Origin of the sequence: Kocuria sp. CPCC 204721, from assembly GCF_040980945.1 — a bacterium.
Lineage (GTDB): Bacteria > Actinomycetota > Actinomycetes > Actinomycetales > Micrococcaceae > Kocuria > Kocuria marina.
Window position 1 is genome coordinate 104287 of sequence record NZ_JAVKPO010000005.1, and the last position, 16596, is coordinate 120882.

General features: G+C 69.3%; 18 protein-coding genes and 1 tRNA gene. 11 read left to right on the forward strand and 8 right to left on the reverse strand.

Translation table 11 applies throughout. From position 1 onward, the window contains the following. Positions 1 to 68 precede the first annotated feature (68 nt). The 4 genes from RF637_RS06845 (at position 69) to RF637_RS06860 (ending at position 3619) form a co-directional block, all read left to right on the forward strand. The gene (locus RF637_RS06845; protein WP_368844450.1) at positions 69 to 968 is read left to right on the forward strand and encodes a MazG nucleotide pyrophosphohydrolase domain-containing protein; all 900 of its coding nucleotides are present in this window, start codon (positions 69 to 71) and stop codon (positions 966 to 968) included. A 52-nt stretch (positions 969 to 1020) separates the two neighbouring features. Further along, a complete protein-coding gene (gene eno, locus RF637_RS06850) occupies positions 1021 to 2304 on the forward strand; it encodes a phosphopyruvate hydratase (RefSeq protein WP_035963725.1) in 1284 nt (427 codons plus the stop codon). Positions 2305 to 2438: 134 nt separating this feature from the next. Beyond that, on the forward strand, positions 2439 to 3068 hold the full coding sequence (locus tag RF637_RS06855; RefSeq protein WP_064847171.1) for a septum formation initiator family protein: 630 nt from the start codon (positions 2439 to 2441) through the stop codon (positions 3066 to 3068). Next, entirely contained in the window at positions 3065 to 3619 is a 555-nt protein-coding gene (locus RF637_RS06860) for a DUF501 domain-containing protein (protein ID WP_368844451.1), read from the forward strand. The genes RF637_RS06855 and RF637_RS06860 overlap by 4 nt, the downstream gene beginning before the upstream one ends. A 71-nt stretch (positions 3620 to 3690) precedes the next feature. On the opposite strand, the gene RF637_RS06865 is transcribed toward RF637_RS06860, so the two are convergent. The 4 genes from RF637_RS06865 to RF637_RS06880 all read right to left on the reverse strand — a co-directional run bounded on the left by RF637_RS06865 (position 3691) and on the right by RF637_RS06880 (position 6111). After that, positions 3691 to 4197 carry a hypothetical protein gene (locus RF637_RS06865; RefSeq protein ID WP_368844452.1) on the reverse strand — a complete coding sequence of 169 codons (507 nt, stop codon included), beginning with the start codon at positions 4195 to 4197 and terminating at the stop codon, positions 3691 to 3693. Between the two features lie 48 nt (positions 4198 to 4245). Beyond that, complete coding sequence (locus RF637_RS06870) at positions 4246 to 4530, reverse strand: hypothetical protein (protein WP_368844453.1); 285 nt, start codon at positions 4528 to 4530, stop codon at positions 4246 to 4248. Next, positions 4530 to 5555, reverse strand: a complete 1026-nt coding sequence (locus RF637_RS06875; protein ID WP_368844454.1) for a proton-conducting transporter membrane subunit — start codon at positions 5553 to 5555, stop codon at positions 4530 to 4532. The genes RF637_RS06870 and RF637_RS06875 overlap by 1 nt, the downstream gene beginning before the upstream one ends. 346 nt (positions 5556 to 5901) lie before the next feature. Then, entirely contained in the window at positions 5902 to 6111 is a 210-nt protein-coding gene (locus tag RF637_RS06880) for a hypothetical protein (protein ID WP_368844455.1), read from the reverse strand. Positions 6112 to 6248: 137 nt separating this feature from the next. Between RF637_RS06880 and RF637_RS06885 the strand changes: the two genes are divergently transcribed. The 5 genes from RF637_RS06885 to RF637_RS06905 all read left to right on the forward strand — a co-directional run bounded on the left by RF637_RS06885 (position 6249) and on the right by RF637_RS06905 (position 11271). Further along, the gene (locus RF637_RS06885; protein WP_367402293.1) at positions 6249 to 7199 is read left to right on the forward strand and encodes a Ppx/GppA phosphatase family protein; all 951 of its coding nucleotides are present in this window, start codon (positions 6249 to 6251) and stop codon (positions 7197 to 7199) included. Between the two features lie 220 nt (positions 7200 to 7419). Beyond that, positions 7420 to 8763: a S8 family serine peptidase gene (locus RF637_RS06890; protein WP_144998713.1), complete on the forward strand. Its 1344-nt coding sequence runs from the start codon at positions 7420 to 7422 to the stop codon at positions 8761 to 8763. Between the two features lie 72 nt (positions 8764 to 8835). Further along, a complete protein-coding gene (locus tag RF637_RS06895) occupies positions 8836 to 10221 on the forward strand; it encodes an NAD(P)/FAD-dependent oxidoreductase (RefSeq protein WP_368835729.1) in 1386 nt (461 codons plus the stop codon). A gap of 60 nt (positions 10222 to 10281) precedes the next feature. Continuing rightward, positions 10282 to 10355, forward strand: a tRNA-Leu gene (locus RF637_RS06900). Between the two features lie 112 nt (positions 10356 to 10467). Beyond that, on the forward strand, positions 10468 to 11271 hold the full coding sequence (locus RF637_RS06905) for a Bax inhibitor-1/YccA family protein (protein ID WP_035963708.1): 804 nt from the start codon (positions 10468 to 10470) through the stop codon (positions 11269 to 11271). 105 nt (positions 11272 to 11376) lie between these two features. On the opposite strand, the gene RF637_RS06910 is transcribed toward RF637_RS06905, so the two are convergent. Next, positions 11377 to 11979: a hypothetical protein gene (locus RF637_RS06910; protein WP_368844456.1), complete on the reverse strand. Its 603-nt coding sequence runs from the start codon at positions 11977 to 11979 to the stop codon at positions 11377 to 11379. Between the two features lie 72 nt (positions 11980 to 12051). Between RF637_RS06910 and RF637_RS06915 the strand changes: the two genes are divergently transcribed. After that, positions 12052 to 13476, forward strand: coding sequence for an AI-2E family transporter (locus tag RF637_RS06915; RefSeq protein WP_368844457.1), 1425 nt, complete (start codon positions 12052 to 12054; stop codon positions 13474 to 13476). 150 nt (positions 13477 to 13626) lie between these two features. Then, the gene (gene ilvA, locus RF637_RS06920) at positions 13627 to 14874 is read left to right on the forward strand and encodes a threonine ammonia-lyase (protein WP_368844458.1); all 1248 of its coding nucleotides are present in this window, start codon (positions 13627 to 13629) and stop codon (positions 14872 to 14874) included. Between the two features lie 30 nt (positions 14875 to 14904). On the opposite strand, the gene RF637_RS06925 is transcribed toward ilvA, so the two are convergent. The 3 genes from RF637_RS06925 to RF637_RS06935 form a co-directional block, all read right to left on the reverse strand. Next, complete coding sequence (locus RF637_RS06925; RefSeq protein ID WP_064846168.1) at positions 14905 to 15120, reverse strand: hypothetical protein; 216 nt, start codon at positions 15118 to 15120, stop codon at positions 14905 to 14907. 170 nt (positions 15121 to 15290) lie between these two features. Continuing rightward, positions 15291 to 15788, reverse strand: coding sequence for a transcription elongation factor GreA (gene greA, locus RF637_RS06930; protein ID WP_085106982.1), 498 nt, complete (start codon positions 15786 to 15788; stop codon positions 15291 to 15293). A 259-nt stretch (positions 15789 to 16047) separates the two neighbouring features. Continuing rightward, positions 16048 to 16548 (reverse strand): DUF4307 domain-containing protein, encoded by a 501-nt coding sequence (locus tag RF637_RS06935; RefSeq protein ID WP_368844459.1) that lies wholly within the window; start codon positions 16546 to 16548, stop codon positions 16048 to 16050. Positions 16549 to 16596: the final 48 nt, after the last annotated feature.

The following is a 16596-nucleotide window of genomic DNA, read 5'->3' on the forward strand; positions in this document are numbered from 1 at the left end:
CACGAGAGGCGCCCGCGGGGTCTGTGACCCCGCACGATGAGTCGGCGCAGAAAGCCAGGACGGGAAACATGACCGCCCATGACCCGGTGGCGCCGGACCGAGGCTCCGCACCGGGCGCGGAGTTCGAGCGGCTGCTCGCCGTCATGGACCGCTTGCGTTCGCCGGGCGGGTGCCCGTGGGATGCCGCCCAGACCCACGAGTCGCTGCTGCGCTACCTCGTGGAGGAGAGTTACGAGGTCGTGGAGGCGGTCGAGGCGCTCGAGCCGTCCGAGCGGCGTCGTACCGAGCTCGTGGAGGAACTCGGGGACGTGCTGCTGCAGGTCGTCTTCCACTCGCGCATCGGCCAGGAACACCCCGACGGGCAGCGCTTCGACATCTCGGACGTGCTGGCCGCGGTCACGGACAAGCTCGTGCGGCGCCACCCCGCGGTGTTCTCACCGGGCGACGACGCCGCGGCGCGCCAGGCCGCGGGGACGACCGCTGCGACTGCGGGCGCTGTGAAGGCGACCGCTGCGGACAGCACCGTTGTCGAGAGCACCACCCTGGACAGTGCCAGCCCAGGCGGCACTGGCTCGGATGTCACGGGCGCGAGCGGCGTCGTCGGCAACGGGACACCGAGCGATGCGGAACTCGCCGCGCGCTGGGACGCCGTGAAACGCCGCGAGAAACCCCAGCGCACGCGGATCTTCGACGGCATCCCGCCGGCGCTGCCCGCGCTCGCGTACGCCGAGAAGGCCCTGTCCAAGGCGCGCCGGCACGGCGTGGCCGGGCTCCCGGAACCGCGCCCCGAGTCGGACGAGCAGGACCGGCAGGCGGAGGAGGACGCGCTGGGGGAGGAGTTGTTCCGCCGCGTGCAGGACAGCTCCGCGCGCGGCCTCGACGCCGAGCGCGCATTGCGGACGGCGGTGCGACGGTTCGTGCGTGACCACGACGCACCTTTATCGCCCGCACCCAGCGATGCTCGGTAGGCTAAAGACCGGGGGACCGCCCCACGGGTCGACGACCGACAAGGAGATTTTCATGGCAATGATCATTGCGCTGCAAGCCCGCCAGATTCTGGACTCCCGTGGCAACCCCACGGTCGAGGTTGAGGCACTGCTCGAGGACGGCAGCTTCGGGCGCGCGGCCGTGCCCTCCGGCGCGTCCACCGGTGAGTTCGAGGCCGTGGAGCGCCGCGACGGCGACAAGAAGGTCTTCCTGGGCAAGGGCGTGCTGGACGCCGTCCACGCCGTGGACGAGGAGATCGAGCAGGCCGTGGTGGGCCTGGACGCCTCCGACCAGCGCGCCGTGGATCAGGCCATGTTGGAACTGGACGGTACCGACAACAAGGCCAAGCTGGGCGCCAACGCGATTTTGGGCGCCTCCATGGCGATCGCCCGTGCGGCTGCGAGCTCCGCAGACCTGGAACTGTACAAGTACCTGGGCGGGCCCAACGCGCACGTGCTGCCGGTGCCCATGATGAACATCCTCAACGGCGGTTCCCACGCGGACTCCAACGTGGACATCCAGGAGTTCATGATCGCCCCGATCGGTGCTCCCACGTTCTCCGAGGCCCTGCGCTGGGGCGTGGAGGTCTACCACAGCCTCAAGTCCGTGCTCAAGGACCGCGGGCTGTCCACCGGTCTGGGTGACGAGGGCGGATTCGCCCCGAACCTGGAGTCCAACGCCGCCGCGCTGGACCTGATCCTCGAGGCCATCGAGAAGGCCGGGTACAAGCCCGGTCAGGAGATCGCGCTGGCCCTGGACGTGGCGTCCTCCGAGTTCCACGAGAAGGGTTCCTACACCTTCGAGGGCCAGAAGCGTTCGGCCGAAGACATGTCCCGGTACTACGCCGAGCTGGTCGAGAAGTACCCGCTCGTGTCCATCGAGGACCCCCTGGACGAGAACGACTGGGAGGGCTGGGCAGCGCTCACCGAGCACATCGGGGACAAGGTCCAGCTCGTGGGTGACGACCTCTTCGTGACCAACCCGGAGCGCCTGGGTCGCGGCATCGACGAGCACGTGGCCAACGCCCTGCTCGTGAAGGTCAACCAGATCGGCTCCCTCACCGAGACCTTCGACGCGATCGAGCTCGCCCAGCGCAACGGCTACCGCTGCATGATCTCCCACCGTTCCGGCGAGACCGAGGACACAACGATCGCGGACATCTCCGTGGCCGTGAACGCGGGTCAGATCAAGACCGGTGCCCCGGCGCGTTCCGAGCGCGTGGCGAAGTACAACCAGCTGCTGCGCATCGAGGAGGAGCTCGGCGATTCCGCGACCTACGCCGGCGCCTCCGCGTTCCCCCGCTTCACCGGCAAGTGAGCTGTGCGGCGGCCCCCGTGCCGCCGTGGGTTCCCTGACGACGACGCCGCTCGCCCCGTTCCCGGGGCCGGGCGGCGTCGTGCTGCGGGTAGACTGACCGAGCACGAACCACCCACGTCACCCGGGAGGCACCCATGGTCGGACCCCGCCCGCGGATCCCCCGTATGGGCCCCGAACCCGCTGACGACACCCCGCGCGAACCGCGCGGCGGGCGCTCGCGGGACGCTCGGCGCAACCCTCCGCGGGACACGCAACGGTCCGCGAAACGGGACTCGCTGAGGGACACCCCCTCCCAGGACAGCGCTGGCGGCTCGTCGACGCTCGCGGCCCCCACACCCGCCCACTCGTTCAACGGGCGCCTCGTGGCCCTGATCGTGGTGGCCACGCTCATCGTGTTCCTGGCCGCGCCCACCACCAAGATCTTCTTCGACCAGCGCGCGCAGATCTCCGCGCTGCAGCAGAGCATCGCCCACGAACAAGAGCGACAACAGCAGCTCAAGCACGAGGAACAACTGTGGGGGGACGACTCCTACGTGGAGCAACAAGCGCGTGAGCGGATGTCCTACGTGATGCCGGGGGAGAACGCCTACCTGGTGCTCGGCGCGCAACCGGGCGTGCGCCAGAGCGTCGAATCCTCCGCCGAGCAGGTCGAGGCTAGCAAGCCGGCGTGGGCGGACGGGCTGTGGCAGTCCGTGGTGGACTCCGCGTACCCGCCCGAACAGATCACCCTTGAACCGCAGACCCGAGGAAGTGGCAATCAGTGACCGCAGCGGCCCATGAACACCGCCCGTCCGTGACCGATCAGGACCGCACCGTGGTGGGACACCAGCTGGGTCGGCCCCCGCGGGACGTCGTGGAGATCGCGGCGCGCTGCGTGTGCGGGAACCCGCTGGTCGTGGCCACGGCCCCCCGGTTGAGCAACGGTTCCCCGTTCCCCACGGTCTTCTACCTCACGCACCCCGTGATCACGTCCGCGGTGTCCCGGCTCGAGGCCGAGGGCACCATGTACGGCATGTCCGACCGGATCACCGAGGACCCGGAACTCGCCGAGCGGTACCGGGCCGCGCACGAGCACTACCTGGAGCAGCGGCGCCGGATCGGGGAGGAAGCGGGGATCGGCGAGGTTCCCGAGATCGAGGGGATCTCCGCGGGCGGCATGCCCACGCGTGTGAAGTGCCTGCACGTGCTCGTGGGGCACAGCCTCGCGGCCGGTCCGGGGATGAACCCCCTGGGGGACGAGACTCTCGAGCTGATCTCCGACACCTGGTCCCGGGACCGCTGCGCATGCGATCCCGCGTGGCGCAGCGCGGACTGACCCTCGTACGGCGTTCGTCCCGGTGGGGTGACGTTCCCGAGGGGCGGTCCGATCATGACTGCCCCGATCACTCATGCGCGATCATGCGTGTGCCGTGACCACCGCGGGCATGGGCGGTGGCGCGTTCGCTGGTCAGAGTCCCGGGTCGGGGTCCACGGCGCGCAGCGCCACGTCCACACCGCCGCGCGCGGACTGCCACAAGAACCACCCGAGCAACGTGAGCGTCCCCGCCGCGCGCCGGAGCTACGTGCGCGCGGCCGCGGTCCAGAACGACCCCCAGCCCCGTGCCACGGCACCACGATGCCCGCCGCGGCCACGAGCAACCACGAGACCAATTCGCCGTCGGGCCTGCGGCGCGGATCGCGCTCCGCCGTCCATACCAGCCATGTGAACCGCATGAGCAGCAGGGTGGAACCGGTGGCCACGAGCGGCAGGATCGAGTCCAGGCCCACTCCCAGTACGGAGATGGGCGATACGGCTTCCTTGGACACGTGCGTGTCGAACGCGTCCGGGGTCAGCAGGGCGCCAGCGACGGCGGCCAGGTACGTGCCGATGTTGCCCACGAAGGACAAGAGCATGAAGGCGGTGAGCGCACCGTGGTGCCGTTCGGTGTGGCGCAGTTTGAGCTACGTCAGGGCCAGCAGGGGCCCGCCGTACAGCAGCGCGGCGATCGACAACAGGGGCCGGGCCACGGCGTCCACTGAGAAGCGGGTGCCGAACAACAACCACGGGACGTCCACGGACTCGCCGCCACCGAACACCGCCAGCAGCCCGGCCGGCACCGCGGCCAGTGGGGCACATAGGGCGGCGCCGCGGCGCACGGGCGCCGCGCGCTGTGCCGGGAGCACTCCCGCGAGCACCACGACGGCGACCACCGCGATCGGGACCAGGAACGTGAGGGCGAAGAGCATCAGCCGAGCACCCCCTCTGCAACCTGGCGGGCGATCTGCAGCGGAGCGAACTCGAGCGATGCCGCGAGACCCACGAACACGGACGCGGCCGCGGTGATCACGGTGGGCACCAGCAGGCTGGCCGGTTCCCGCATCACGACGGTCGCACCGGGCTGCGCGGCCGTGCTGCCGCCGGACGTCGCAGGGGAAGCATCCTGGTCAGCGGGGTCGCGGAACCACATGTGGTAGACCGCCGGCAGGAAATACATGGCGTTGAGCAGAGACGAGGCGATCAGCACGCCCACGACCCAGGGGTGTTCCGACTCCAGGGCACCCAGGCCCAGCATCCACTTGGACACGAAACCGGCGGTCACGGGCAGACCGATCATGCCGAAAGCGCCCACGGTGAAGGCCGCGGAGGTCCACGGCATGCGCCGACCCAGACCGTGCATCTGCGAAAGCTTGGTGATGCCCAGGGCCTCGGCGAACAGTCCCGCGCAGAAGAACAGGGCGATCTTCATGAGTCCCTGGTGCACCAGGTGCACCACACCGCGCGTGGTCCCCGCGAGCGTGACCAGGGAGATCCCGACCACCACGTAGCTGACGTGCGAGACGGTGGAGTACGCGAGCCGCTTCTTGAGGTCCTCCTGGCGCAGGGCCTGGTAGGAGCCGTACAGGATGGTTAAGCACGCGACGATCAGCAACGGGGTGAGCACGCCCAGTTCCGAGGCCACGTGGATCCCGTACACGTCGTCCACCACACGCACGATCCCGGCGGTCAGCGCGATCTCCACGATGAGCATGGCCGCGAAGGACCATTCCGGGGACCACCCCAGCCGCGCGTCACCGAGCGAGACGGCCAGCGCCCCGGTCAGGATGAAACCGATCATGCCCACGATCAGCAGGGGCCGTAGCCACCGGCCGGTCAGCCGGTCCAGGGGCACCCCGGCGCTGCGCAGCAGGATGAGCGCGCCTGCCAGCACAGCCCCGGACTGAAACGCACCGCCGGAGTCCGAGCTGCCCAGCCGCAGCCACACGAGGATCATGAGCACCCCCCAGACCCAGGAAGGACATGGCCTGCACGCTGCGCACGGGGGAGCACGGTGGCCGCGGTGGTCGCGAGCACGGCGACGCCGAGGGCCACGTCGAGGGCGATGAGTTCGGTCACGGGGCGGGCCGCCTCGGGTCCGCGGTGCCGGGCGCGCTGGGCTCATCTGCCGTGCCCGCGGTGAAGAACAACACTCCGCACACGATCAGGACGGCGCTGAGGCCGGTGATCATGCGCCGTCACCGCCTCCAAGCGGCGCGGGGCTCGTCCTCGCGCCCCGAGCGGCACCGGGGGGGTGCGCGCCGCGGTCAGTCGGACGACGGCCGTGAGCGAGGCCAGCCCGATCAGCACCACGGCCACGTCCGGGAATCGCGACGACGCCGCGGGCCCAGCAGCACGGTCAGCAGCGCCACGAGCGCGGCGCCGGTGGTACCGCTCAGCAGCAGCGACAACAGCCAGCGGTCGGTGACGGGGCGGCGGGCCGTGACCACGAACGCGACCACGACATCAACCAGGAGCACCACGAAGACCGCGTTGAGCAGGATCTCGAACACATCGGCTCCTCGGATCGCGGGTCACGGGCTGCGCAGGTGATTTACGGGGGAGGGGGCGGAAGTGCCCCGCGACGCGGGTAAATTGGTGCCGGGCCGGTCAACCGGCACGCTCCCACCGAACCGAGGATCCATCACCCATGCGCGTTGCGGCCATCGACTGCGGTACGAACTCCATCCGTCTGCTCATCGCGGACGTGAAGGACAAGGACGGTCACCTCGAGCTCAAGGACAGGGTGCGCGAGATGCGCATCGTGCGCCTGGGCCAGGGTGTGGACGCCACCGGCTGGCTCGCCGAGGCCGCCCTGGAGCGGACCTTCGCCGCCGCCGAGGAGTACGCCCGGCTCATCACCAAGCACAAGGTGGACGCCGTCCGGTTCGTGGCCACGTCCGCCACGCGCGACGCCGGCAACCGGCAGGTCTTCGTGGACGGGATCAGGTCCCGCCTGGGGGTGACCCCGGAGGTCGTGAGCGGTGACGAGGAAGCGGCGTTGTCATTCCGCGGCGCGCTCAATGCGGCCGCGGGCCTGACCCCGGATGACCGCGTGCTCGTGGTGGACCTGGGCGGTGGTTCCACCGAGTGCGTCCTGGGCTCCCCGGATCACGTGATCGCCGCCCGCAGCGTGGACGTGGGGTGCGTGCGCATGACCGAACGCCACCTGGGGTCCAACCCGCCCACCGAGGAACAGCAACGTCTCGTGCTGCGGGACGTGGACGAGGCCATGGACACCGTGGCCCGCACCGTACCGCTCGAACTGACCACCCGGCTCGTTGGTGTCGCCGGGACGGTCACCACGGTCAGTGCCATGGCCATGGGTCTGAGCCGCTACGACGAGGACCGGATCAACGGCAGCGTCCTGGGCAGCGACGTCGTTATCCGGGCGTGCCGGGACCTGACCGGGATGACGCGGGAGGAACGCGCCGAGCTCGGGTTCATGCACGAGGGCCGCGTGGACGTCATCGGGGCGGGTGCGCTCGTGTGGCGCCGGATCATCGAACGTGTCTCGGACGCGACCAACGGGCGCGTCAGCACCGTGACCGCGAGCGAACACGATATTTTGGACGGAATCGCCCTGTCCCTCGCGGCCTGAGATCACGGGCCAGTCGCCGTCGCACCCCGGCACACCACCTGCGGGCGCGCGGGGGAGCGGACGCCCGCGCCGGCACCCGGTGTGGACGGGCCCGGAGCGGAAGCGAGCCGGAGTGGACGGGTCAGCGGGCGACGTCGTCGTGACGCCGGGCGGGGGCCCGGTACGTCGGCCGCCGGGAGCGGTCGAAGACGCGCGTGCAGCGCGGGAAAGCAGAGGGATCATGGGACGGCTGAGAACACGCGGCGCGCTGTCACTCGCCGCGGTGGGCCTGCTGCTCGGCGGGACCGGTGTCGCCCCGGCGCTCGCGGTGGAACCCATGCCTGCGCCGTCGGTGCCCGTGGAGACCCCCGTGGCACCGCCCCCGAACGGCAAGGTCCCTGTGGAGCCGGTGGACGTGCGCAAGGAGGAGTACTGGCTGGACGACTACGGCGTGCGGGACGCGTGGAAGTCCGCGACCGGCAAGGGCGTGAAGATCGCCGTGATCGACACCGGCGTAGACGGCTCCCACCAGGATCTGCGGGGCGCGGTCGGTGAGGGGACGGATGTCTCGAGCGTGGGCCGCGGGAACGGTCAGGAGGGCCTGGGCGCGGAACCCGAACACGGGACCCTGGTGGCCTCGCTCGCCGCGGGACGCGGTCACGGATCCGAGAACCCGGACGGTCCGGGTGGCACGCGGGGCATCATCGGCGTGGCCCCGGAGGCGGAGATCCTGCCCGTGTCCCTGTGGGTGGGCAGCGAACACCCCGGCGCCCGCGACATCGACGAACAGATCCCGGACGCCGTGCGTTGGGCCGTGGACCACGGCGCGAACGTGATCAACATGTCCCTGGGCTCGAACGCCACGGGCTGGCCCCCCGCATGGGACTCGGCGTTCGCGTACGCGGAGGAGAAGGGTGTTCTCGTGGTCGCGGCGGCGGGCAACCGGGGATCGGGGCTCAACCAGGTGGGGGCGCCCGCCACGATTCCGGGGGTGCTGTCCGTGGGCGGCGTGGACCGGTCGCGCACGGCGAGTTGGGACTCGTCCTCCCAGGGCATCTCGATCGCGGTGGCCGGGCCCAGCGAGGAGATGGTGGGTGCGATCCCGGGGGACGGCTACGCCCGGTGGTCCGGGACCTCCGCCACCGTGCCCCTCGTGGCCGGGACAGCGGCGCTGATCAAGCAGAAGCACCCCGACCTCACGGCCGCTGGGATCGCCCAGCGGATCGTGGACACCGCGCACGACGCGGGAGCGCAGGGCAAGGACCCGCTCTACGGGTATGGGATCCTGGATGTGCGCGCGGCCGTAGAGGACGACGTCCGGATCTCCGACACCAATCCCCTGGGCAGCGTGCGGCAATGGATTGCGCAGAACCGCCCGCCCTCGCAGACACCCACCCCGAGCAGCTCCCCGACCCCGCCCGCGCCGGACACGCGGCAGGTGACCGGGGAGGCCACCCCACCCGTGGCGCAGGCACCCCTCAACGAGACCGGCGCGCTACCCGTGGTGGTCCTCGTCAGCTTCGGGGTGATCGTCGCGGGCCTCACCGTAGCCGCGGTCCTGCACATCCGCAGGCTCTCGCGCTGATTTCACGATCAGCTCACCGGGCCGCTGACACCGCGTCGGCAAAACCGTGCCACGGTGAGTAAACTTTCGGGTATGGCTTTCAATCAACTTGCTAAGGACCGTCCGCGCCTTCTCATCGTGGGTGGCGGTTACGTCGGTTTCACACTGGCGCAGAAGCTGCAGACCCGCATTAAGGAGTCCGGCGGCGTGGTCACGGTGGTGGACCCCAACCCGTACATGACCTACCTCCCGTTCCTGCCCGAGGTCTCGGCCGGCAACATCGAGGCGCGCTCCGCCGTGATCCCGCACCGTCAGCACCTGGCCGACTGCGAGTTGATCACCGGCCGCGTGGAGAGCATCGACCATGCCAACCGTACGGTCACCGTCCACGGCATCGACGAGGGCCCCGAGTTCGAGCTCACGTACGACGAGATCGTGCTCGCCGGCGGTTCCAACACCCGCACGTTCCCCATCCCGGGGCTCGCGGAGAAGGCCATCGGCATGAAGACCATCGAAGAGGCCGTGTCCGTGCGCAACTGGGTGCTCGAGCGCATCGAGGTGGCTTCCCTCACCAACGACGAGGACGAGAAGCGCAAGGCGCTGACCTTCATCGTGGTGGGCGGCGGCTACGCCGGTTCCGAGACCATCGCCGAGCTTGAGGACATGGCGCGTTCGGCCGTGCAGCGCAACGACCTCCTGAAGGTCTCGGACCTGCGTTTCGTGCTGGTCGAGGCCATGGGTCGGATCATGCCCGAGGTCTCCGAGGACCGTGCCGAGAAGGTCGTGGCCGAGATGCGCGCCCGCGGCATCGAGGTGCTGCTGAACACGTCCCTGTCCGAGGTGGACGGTGACCTGGTCAAGCTCATCAACATGCAGGACAAGTCCCCGGCCGGCGAGATGGCCACGGACACCCTGATCTGGACGGCCGGCGTGCAGGCTGCGTCCTTCGCCAAGAACAGCGACCTGCCCATCGACGACCGCGGACGCGTGCGCGTGGGCGCGGACCTGCGCGTGACCGGCGACGACGGGCCCTTCGAGGGTGCCTGGGCCGCCGGTGACATCGCCGCCGTCCCGGATCTCACGGGCGCCGGCCCCGGCGGGTTCTGCGTCCCCAACGCGCAGCACGCCGTGCGTCAGGCCGCGACCATGGCCAAGAACATCATGGCCGCGCACAAGGGCGAGCCGCTCGAGGACTACTATCACGAGAACCTCGGGTCCGTGGCGGGTCTGGGTCTGTACAAGGGTGCCGCCACCATCCGCGGCATCGACCTCGGCGGTCTGCCGGCGTGGGCCATGCACCGCCTCTACCACGGGTACGCGATCCCCACGGTGGAGCGCAAGGTGCGGGTGTTCACGGAGTGGGGAGTGAACCTGCTCTTCGGTCGTGACACCACCCCGCTGCGTCACCTGCGGGACCCCCGCCGTGCCTTCCAGAAGGCCGCGGGCGCGGACGTCCCGGCCGAGAAGGCGAGCCTGTAACACTCCATCGCACCGAGCCGGTGGGCCCGCGCACCCGCGCGGACTCACCGGCTCGGTCACGCCCCCATAGCCCAATCGGCAGAGGCAGCGGACTTAAAATCCGCTCAGTCTGGGTTCGAGTCCCAGTGGGGGCACCGATTCCGCACCCGCGGGGGCCCTGTTCGCTCAGCACAAACTCCCAGGTTCTTGTGACGCGTCAATGTTAGGCTGAACGAACAGCTCGCCCACGCCTCGAAAGGACGTCCCATGGCCGGCGGAAACCCACTGCTACGCGACTTCAACAAGAAGAACGGCACCGCGACCACCCCGGATATCTCCCGCGACCCCCGTTACTCACCCGAGAACCTGGAGAACCTCTACAACGCGCCCGCCGCGGGTCCGGACCGCACCGGACGCATGAGCTACGACGACGTCGTCATGCGCACCTCGCTCGTGCTCGGTTGCGTAATCGTCACGGCCGTGGTGGGTTGGGTCGCCCCGGTGCTCGCGCTGCCGGGCGCCATCGTGGGTCTCGTGCTGGGTCTGGTCAACGCGTTCAAGCGTGAGCCCAGCCCGCTGTTGATCACGCTCTACGCGCTCGCCGAGGGCCTGTTCCTGGGTGGCATCTCCCGCATGTTCGAGGGCGCCTACCCGGGCATCGTGGTCCAGGCGGTGATCGGCACCCTGGCGGTGTTCGTCTCCGTGCTGGTGCTCTACAAGGTGGGCGTGCTGCGCTCCTCCCCGCGCGTGACCAAGTTCTTCATGGTCGCACTGCTGGCCTACGCCCTGTTCGCCCTGGTGAACCTGGGCACGAGCCTGCTGGGCGGCTACAACATGCGCTACGACGCCACGATCTTCGGCATCCCGCTGGGGCTGTTCGTGGGCGCGATCGCCATTCTGCTGGCCGTCTACAGCTTCGTGCTCGACTTCGAGAACATCAGCGACGGCGTCAAGCGCGGTATTCCCAAGAAGGCGGCATGGTCCGCGGCGTTCGGGCTGACCGTGACCCTGATCTGGGCCTACGTGGAGATCCTGCGCGTGCTCTCGATCATCCGCTCCATGAGCGACTGACTCCCATCCCCGCGCGTCGCTCGGGGCCCTCAGGGCCCGGTGACGTACGCCGGAATGAGAAGCGGCGGCCCAGTGGGTCGCCGCTTCTCGCGTTGTGGGGATCGTTCACATGTAGCGGATCTCGAGTTCGCGCGGGGGCAGGTTGATCGCGCGGGCGGGGATGTTATTGCTCGCGGCTCGTCCCACGAACAGCCAGCCCAGGATCTCCTCGTGCTCGTCCAGACCGTAGAACTCGCGCACCACGTCCCGGTCGTAGGGCTCGCGATGGGACCAGGCGGTGGCCCATCCCTGCGCGTAGAACGCGGCTTCGAGGATCCCGCGGGCGGCGTACACGTCCCCGCGCTGGTCCTTCTTGGACTGCGGCAGTTCCGGGTGGTGGCGGAAGATGATGGCCAGGGCCACCCCGCCCCGGGACGCCCACTGCAGGCTCCCGCGATACGCGGCCAGGACCCGGATCTTGCGACCCTTCAACCGGGGGACGGGGCCCGAGAGGGTGGGGACGGACGTGAGGCCCGCCATGGCCGCGGCCAGCAGGGACGCGGCCTGCCCGCTCGTCGCGACCACGCGCCAACCCGTGGGGCGCTCGTCGTACTTGGCGCCGGCGGCGGCCCGCAGGACGGCCTCGAGCTCCTCACGCCGCGGGGCCTCCTGTGTCAGGACGCTCGCGGGGCGGCGTTGGGACAGGACGCGCAGCAGTGTGGTGGACATGACGCCCATTTTGTCACCCTCGGCCCCGCACGCCGGTATCAGCACGTTGCGCGATGGTGTCATGATAAGGGCATGTCATCCAGTGTTACGACGTCCCACGCGGGCTCATCCCCGAACCCCGTGGTCAAACGTCCCCAGTCCGACACGTCCTCCGAACTCGTCACCCAGCACGACGGCGCGTCGCCCCCCTCCACGGGGCCCAACGTCCCTGACGCGCGGACCATGGTCACGACCCCGGTCCGGATCGCGGCCGCGTGGTCGTGGCGGATCTTGCTCATCATCGCCGGTGTGGGTGTGGTGGGGTGGCTGCTGAGCCACGTGACCACCGTGTTCATCCCGGTGCTGTTGGCCGCGCTGCTCGCGGGGTTGCTCTCGCCGGCCGTCCGCTGGCTGCGCTCCAAGCACTTCCCGTCCGCGCTGGCCGCGATCACCGTGGAGCTCGGACTGATCCTGGGGGTCCTGGGCCTGTTGGTGCTCGCGGGTCAGCAGATGATCGCCGGTTTCGCACAGCTCTCCGACAGCGCGGTGGCCGGTTTCCAGCAGTTGATCGGAATGCTGGAGGACAGCCCCCTCAACATCTCCACGGACAACATCAACCAGTGGCTCTCGGACATCGGGGCCACGCTGCAGCGCAACTCGGACGCCATCCTCTCCGGCGCGATGACCTTCGGCTCCACGGCGACCAGCATCGTCACGGGCATGATCATCATGCTGTTCGTCCTGCTGTTCTTCCTCATGGACGGCGAGAACATCTGGCTGTTCCTGGTCAAACTGTTCCCCCGCCGCGCCCGCCCCGCCGTGAATGGTGCCGGGCGCAAGGGCTGGATCTCGCTCGCGCAGTACGTGCGCATCCAGGTGTTCGTGGCGTTCGTGGACGCCGTGGGTATCGGGCTTGGTGCGTTCCTGCTGGGTGTGCCGCTGGCGCTGCCGATCGGTGTGTTGGTGTTCCTGGCGTCCTTCATCCCCATCGTGGGTGCCGTGCTGACCGGTGCGGTGGCCGTCCTGGTGGCCCTCGTGGCGATCGGGCCCGGTATCGCGCTCGCCATGCTCGGTGTGGTGCTGCTCGTCCAGCAGGTCGAGTCCAACGTCCTGCAGCCGCTCGTGATGGGCAAGGCCGTGGCCCTGCACCCCGTGGCCGTGTTCCTGGCGGTGGCCGCCGGTAGCGTGCTCTTCGGGATCGCCGGTGCGCTGTTCGCCGTGCCCCTGATGGCCATGCTCAACACGATCATCCGTTACCTCGGCAGCCGCGCCTGGGAGCGGGACGAGGAGATCGCATGGCAGCCCTTCATGTACCCGTGGGAGATCAAGAAGGCAGCCAAGAAGCAGGACCTCACGCGCGAACAGGTCATGGCCCAGCTGCAGCGTTTCCGCGGCAAGCGCCATCGTGAGCGCCAGAACGCGGAGAAGAAGCGCGAGGAGAAGCACAAGAAGGAAACCAAGCACAACGCGTCCATCGAGGCGGACGAGGTGGGTTCGGGGGACTCCCGGAACGTCTAGTCCCGCACGGCGTAATACCATGGAACGCGGCGTCCTCACCCCGGACGCCGCGTTCTGTGTGTCCGCGCCGAGCCTCGAGGTCGTGATCCACCCCGGGTTCGCGCGTTTCGAACGAGCCGCAACGGCCGACTACCACGAAAGAAGTTCTCTGTGGGCCTCACTGATTTGCCCGTCTCGGTGGCCGACGTCCGCCACGCCGCGCAGTTGCTCGACGGGGTGATCGAGATGACGCCGCTCGCGCACTCGCGCGCGCTGTCCCGCATGCTCGGTTCCGAGGTGTACCTCAAGTGCGAGAACCTCCAGCGCGCGGGATCGTTCAAGGTCCGCGGCGCGTACGTGCGCATGGCCCAGCTCTCGGACGAGGAGAAGCGACGGGGCGTCGTGGCGGCGTCGGCGGGCAACCACGCCCAGGGTGTGGCGCTCGCGGCGGCCAAACTGGGGATCACGGCGCGGATCTACATGCCCCGCGGAGCGGCGCTGCCAAAGATCGCGGCCACCCAGGACCACGGTGCGGAGGTCGTGCTGCACGGGTCGAACGTGGACCAGGCGCTCGCAGAGGCCCAGCGCTACGCGGACGAGACCGGCGCGGTGTTCGTCCACCCGTTCGACCACCCGGACATCATCGCCGGCCAGGGCACCCTGGGTCTCGAGATCCTCGACCAGCTGCCCACCGTGGACACCGTCATCGCCGGTGTGGGCGGGGGAGGGCTGCTCGCGGGAGTGTCCGTGGCGCTGAAGGCCAAGGCACAGGAGCAGGGCAAGGACATCCGGGTCATCGGGGTGCAGGCGGAGAACGCCGCGGCCTACCCGCCCTCGCTCGCCGGGGACGCGATCGTCACGCTGTCCAAGGTCTCCACCATTGCGGACGGCATCGCCGTGGGCCGGCCCGGACAGTTGCCGTTCAACGTGATCCGCCACCTCGCGGACGACGTCGTCACGGTCTCCGAGGACTCGCTCGCCCAGGCGCTGATCTTCATGCTCGAGCGCAACAAGATGGTCGTGGAACCCGCGGGTGCCGTGGGTGTGGCGGCGATCCTCGAGGGGGCGCTCAAGCGTGAGTACCCGGATCTGGGGACCACTGTCGTGCTGCTCTCGGGCGGCAATATCGATCCCATGCTGATGCTCAAGGTGATCCAGCGGGGTCTCTCCGCGGCGGGGCGCTACATGACCATCAAGATGATGCTCACGGACCGCCCCGGTGAGCTCGCCCAGATCTCGCAGATCATCGCGGACATGGACGCCAATGTGACCGGGGTGAATCACACCCGGATCGGGGGCTCGTTGTCCATGGGGGACGTGTCCATCACGATTGACATGGAGACCAAGGGCCACGGGCACTGCGATCACGTGATCGACGCCCTGGAGTCCCACGGCTACCGACCTGTGGTGGTGCACTGAGCGGGAGGTGACCCGCGCGGTGCGCGTGCGTCAGCGGCGTCGTCCGCGCCGGGCCGTGAAGTACGTGACGAACGCGGCCACGAAGGTGGCGAACCACAGGATGTTGCGCAGGCCGCCGGTCGCGTTCAGTGCGGGGTCGTCCTGACCCAGGAAGTGCACGACGATCGCGGCGATCCCCAGCAGCGCGGTGAGGATGATCAGCGGGACCGTCCACGAGTTGGGGGTCCGGTTCCAGTGTGTGACCACGGGGGAAACTCCTAGCGGGGCTCGACGGGGCGTGCTTCGATCCTACGGGCCACACCCGGGCGACTCATGGACCGTGTCGAGCCGCGTAAGACTCCTGGGCCGCATCGGGTCGCGCACGACGAAGACCACCTCGCACGGGCGAGGTGGCCTTCGTGATGAACCGGGGTCGATCAGCGGCTGAAGGGCTTGGCCTTCAGGATCTTCACCGTGATGTCCTTGCCGTTCGGGGCCTTGTAGCTCACGGTGTCACCGACCTTGTGGCCGTTGATCGCGGCACCCATGGGAGAGCGCTCGGAGAAGACCTCGAGGTCCGAACCGCCGGTGAGGTCTTCGGCGACCTCGCGGGAACCCATGAGGAAGGTCATCTCGTCGCCCGCGATCTCCGCGGTCACGACCATGCCGGCCTCGATCACGCCGTCGTCCGCGGGGGCCTCGCCCACCTGGGCGTTCTCGAGCAGCTGGGTCAACTGGGCGATCCGGCCCTCGTTCTTGCCCTGCTCCTCGCGTGCAGCGTGGTAGCCGCCGTTCTCCTTGAGGTCACCCTCGGAACGCGCCTGTTCGATCCGGTCCACGATCTCCTGGCGGTACGGCCCGGAGATGTGGTCAAGCTCTTTCTTGAGCCGGTCGTAGGCTTCCTGGGTGAGCCAGGCTCCCTCATTAGTAGCCACGGTGCCTCCGTTCTCTGGTGTCCGTCGCCCTGACGGACACGTGTAGAAAAACCCCGCCCCGGGGCGAGCCGAGTGGCCCAGCGCGTCCGGGTCGGGGATGTGATCTCTGTCCAGTCTAGTGGAGTCCGCGCCCGCGGCCCAAAGCGCGTGCGGGGTGCGGTGGGTCGTGCAATCAGACGTCATGGTTCCCGTCACGGATGTGGCCGGTCCGAAGCTGCGCGGATGGTCAGTCAGGAATTACCCGACCACCGCGGGAGGGTCAGCCAGCACTCTCCCAGCACGAGTCGACCCCCGCTGTGGTGGCCAGGTTCGTGGTGCGCAGGGGTACCCGGTGGGTGCTCGTGCGGCCGTTGAGTTGGTCGTCCGGCAATTGGCCGATCATGACCTCGGTCCAACCCACCACGGCGTATTGCTCGTTGAGGGCCTGCACCGCGCACGTGACGGTCTGGTCGGGGTCCTTGGTGAGGTCGAAGTCCGCGTACACGTGCGCGGAGTCCGTGATCTGGAAGCTCACGTCCTTGAACACGGGCCGCTGGGAGTTGCCCCACACGATCCACACCACGAACAGCGCCGCCACCAGCGTGGCCGCGGCCGCGATCAGCATCCAGCCACGGGTGCTGGGCCCGCGGCGGGGGGAGCGGGCGACGGCGCGGTGTCCGGTCCCGTAGCGCTGTGCGAGCGCCCGCTGGGTCGCGGAGGTGCCGGGGGCAGTGGCGCCCGTCTCCGGCCGGGAGGTAGGCCGGGGCATGGCAGAACTCATAGCGACCACTGTACCCAGCGCGCGTGTGCGGTTTCTGGGAGGCCGGTC

What these genes read in the sequence shown, in the direction of transcription:
- RF637_RS06845 (WP_368844450.1), top strand. Translation starts at nt 69, where the DNA reads ATGACCGCCCATGACCCGGTGGCGCCGGACCGAGGCTCCGCACCGGGC.
- eno (WP_035963725.1), top strand. Translation starts at nt 1,021, where the DNA reads ATGGCAATGATCATTGCGCTGCAAGCCCGCCAGATTCTGGACTCCCGT.
- RF637_RS06855 (WP_064847171.1), top strand. Translation starts at nt 2,439, where the DNA reads ATGGTCGGACCCCGCCCGCGGATCCCCCGTATGGGCCCCGAACCCGCT.
- RF637_RS06865 (WP_368844452.1), bottom strand. Translation starts at nt 4,197, where the DNA reads ATGCTCTTGTCCTTCGTGGGCAACATCGGCACGTACCTGGCCGCCGTC.
- RF637_RS06870 (WP_368844453.1), bottom strand. Translation starts at nt 4,530, where the DNA reads ATGCTCTTCGCCCTCACGTTCCTGGTCCCGATCGCGGTGGTCGCCGTC.
- RF637_RS06875 (WP_368844454.1), bottom strand. Translation starts at nt 5,555, where the DNA reads ATGATCCTCGTGTGGCTGCGGCTGGGCAGCTCGGACTCCGGCGGTGCG.
- RF637_RS06885 (WP_367402293.1), top strand. Translation starts at nt 6,249, where the DNA reads ATGCGCGTTGCGGCCATCGACTGCGGTACGAACTCCATCCGTCTGCTC.
- RF637_RS06890 (WP_144998713.1), top strand. Translation starts at nt 7,420, where the DNA reads ATGGGACGGCTGAGAACACGCGGCGCGCTGTCACTCGCCGCGGTGGGC.
- RF637_RS06895 (WP_368835729.1), top strand. Translation starts at nt 8,836, where the DNA reads ATGGCTTTCAATCAACTTGCTAAGGACCGTCCGCGCCTTCTCATCGTG.
- RF637_RS06905 (WP_035963708.1), top strand. Translation starts at nt 10,468, where the DNA reads ATGGCCGGCGGAAACCCACTGCTACGCGACTTCAACAAGAAGAACGGC.
- RF637_RS06910 (WP_368844456.1), bottom strand. Translation starts at nt 11,979, where the DNA reads ATGTCCACCACACTGCTGCGCGTCCTGTCCCAACGCCGCCCCGCGAGC.
- RF637_RS06915 (WP_368844457.1), top strand. Translation starts at nt 12,052, where the DNA reads ATGTCATCCAGTGTTACGACGTCCCACGCGGGCTCATCCCCGAACCCC.
- RF637_RS06935 (WP_368844459.1), bottom strand. Translation starts at nt 16,548, where the DNA reads ATGAGTTCTGCCATGCCCCGGCCTACCTCCCGGCCGGAGACGGGCGCC.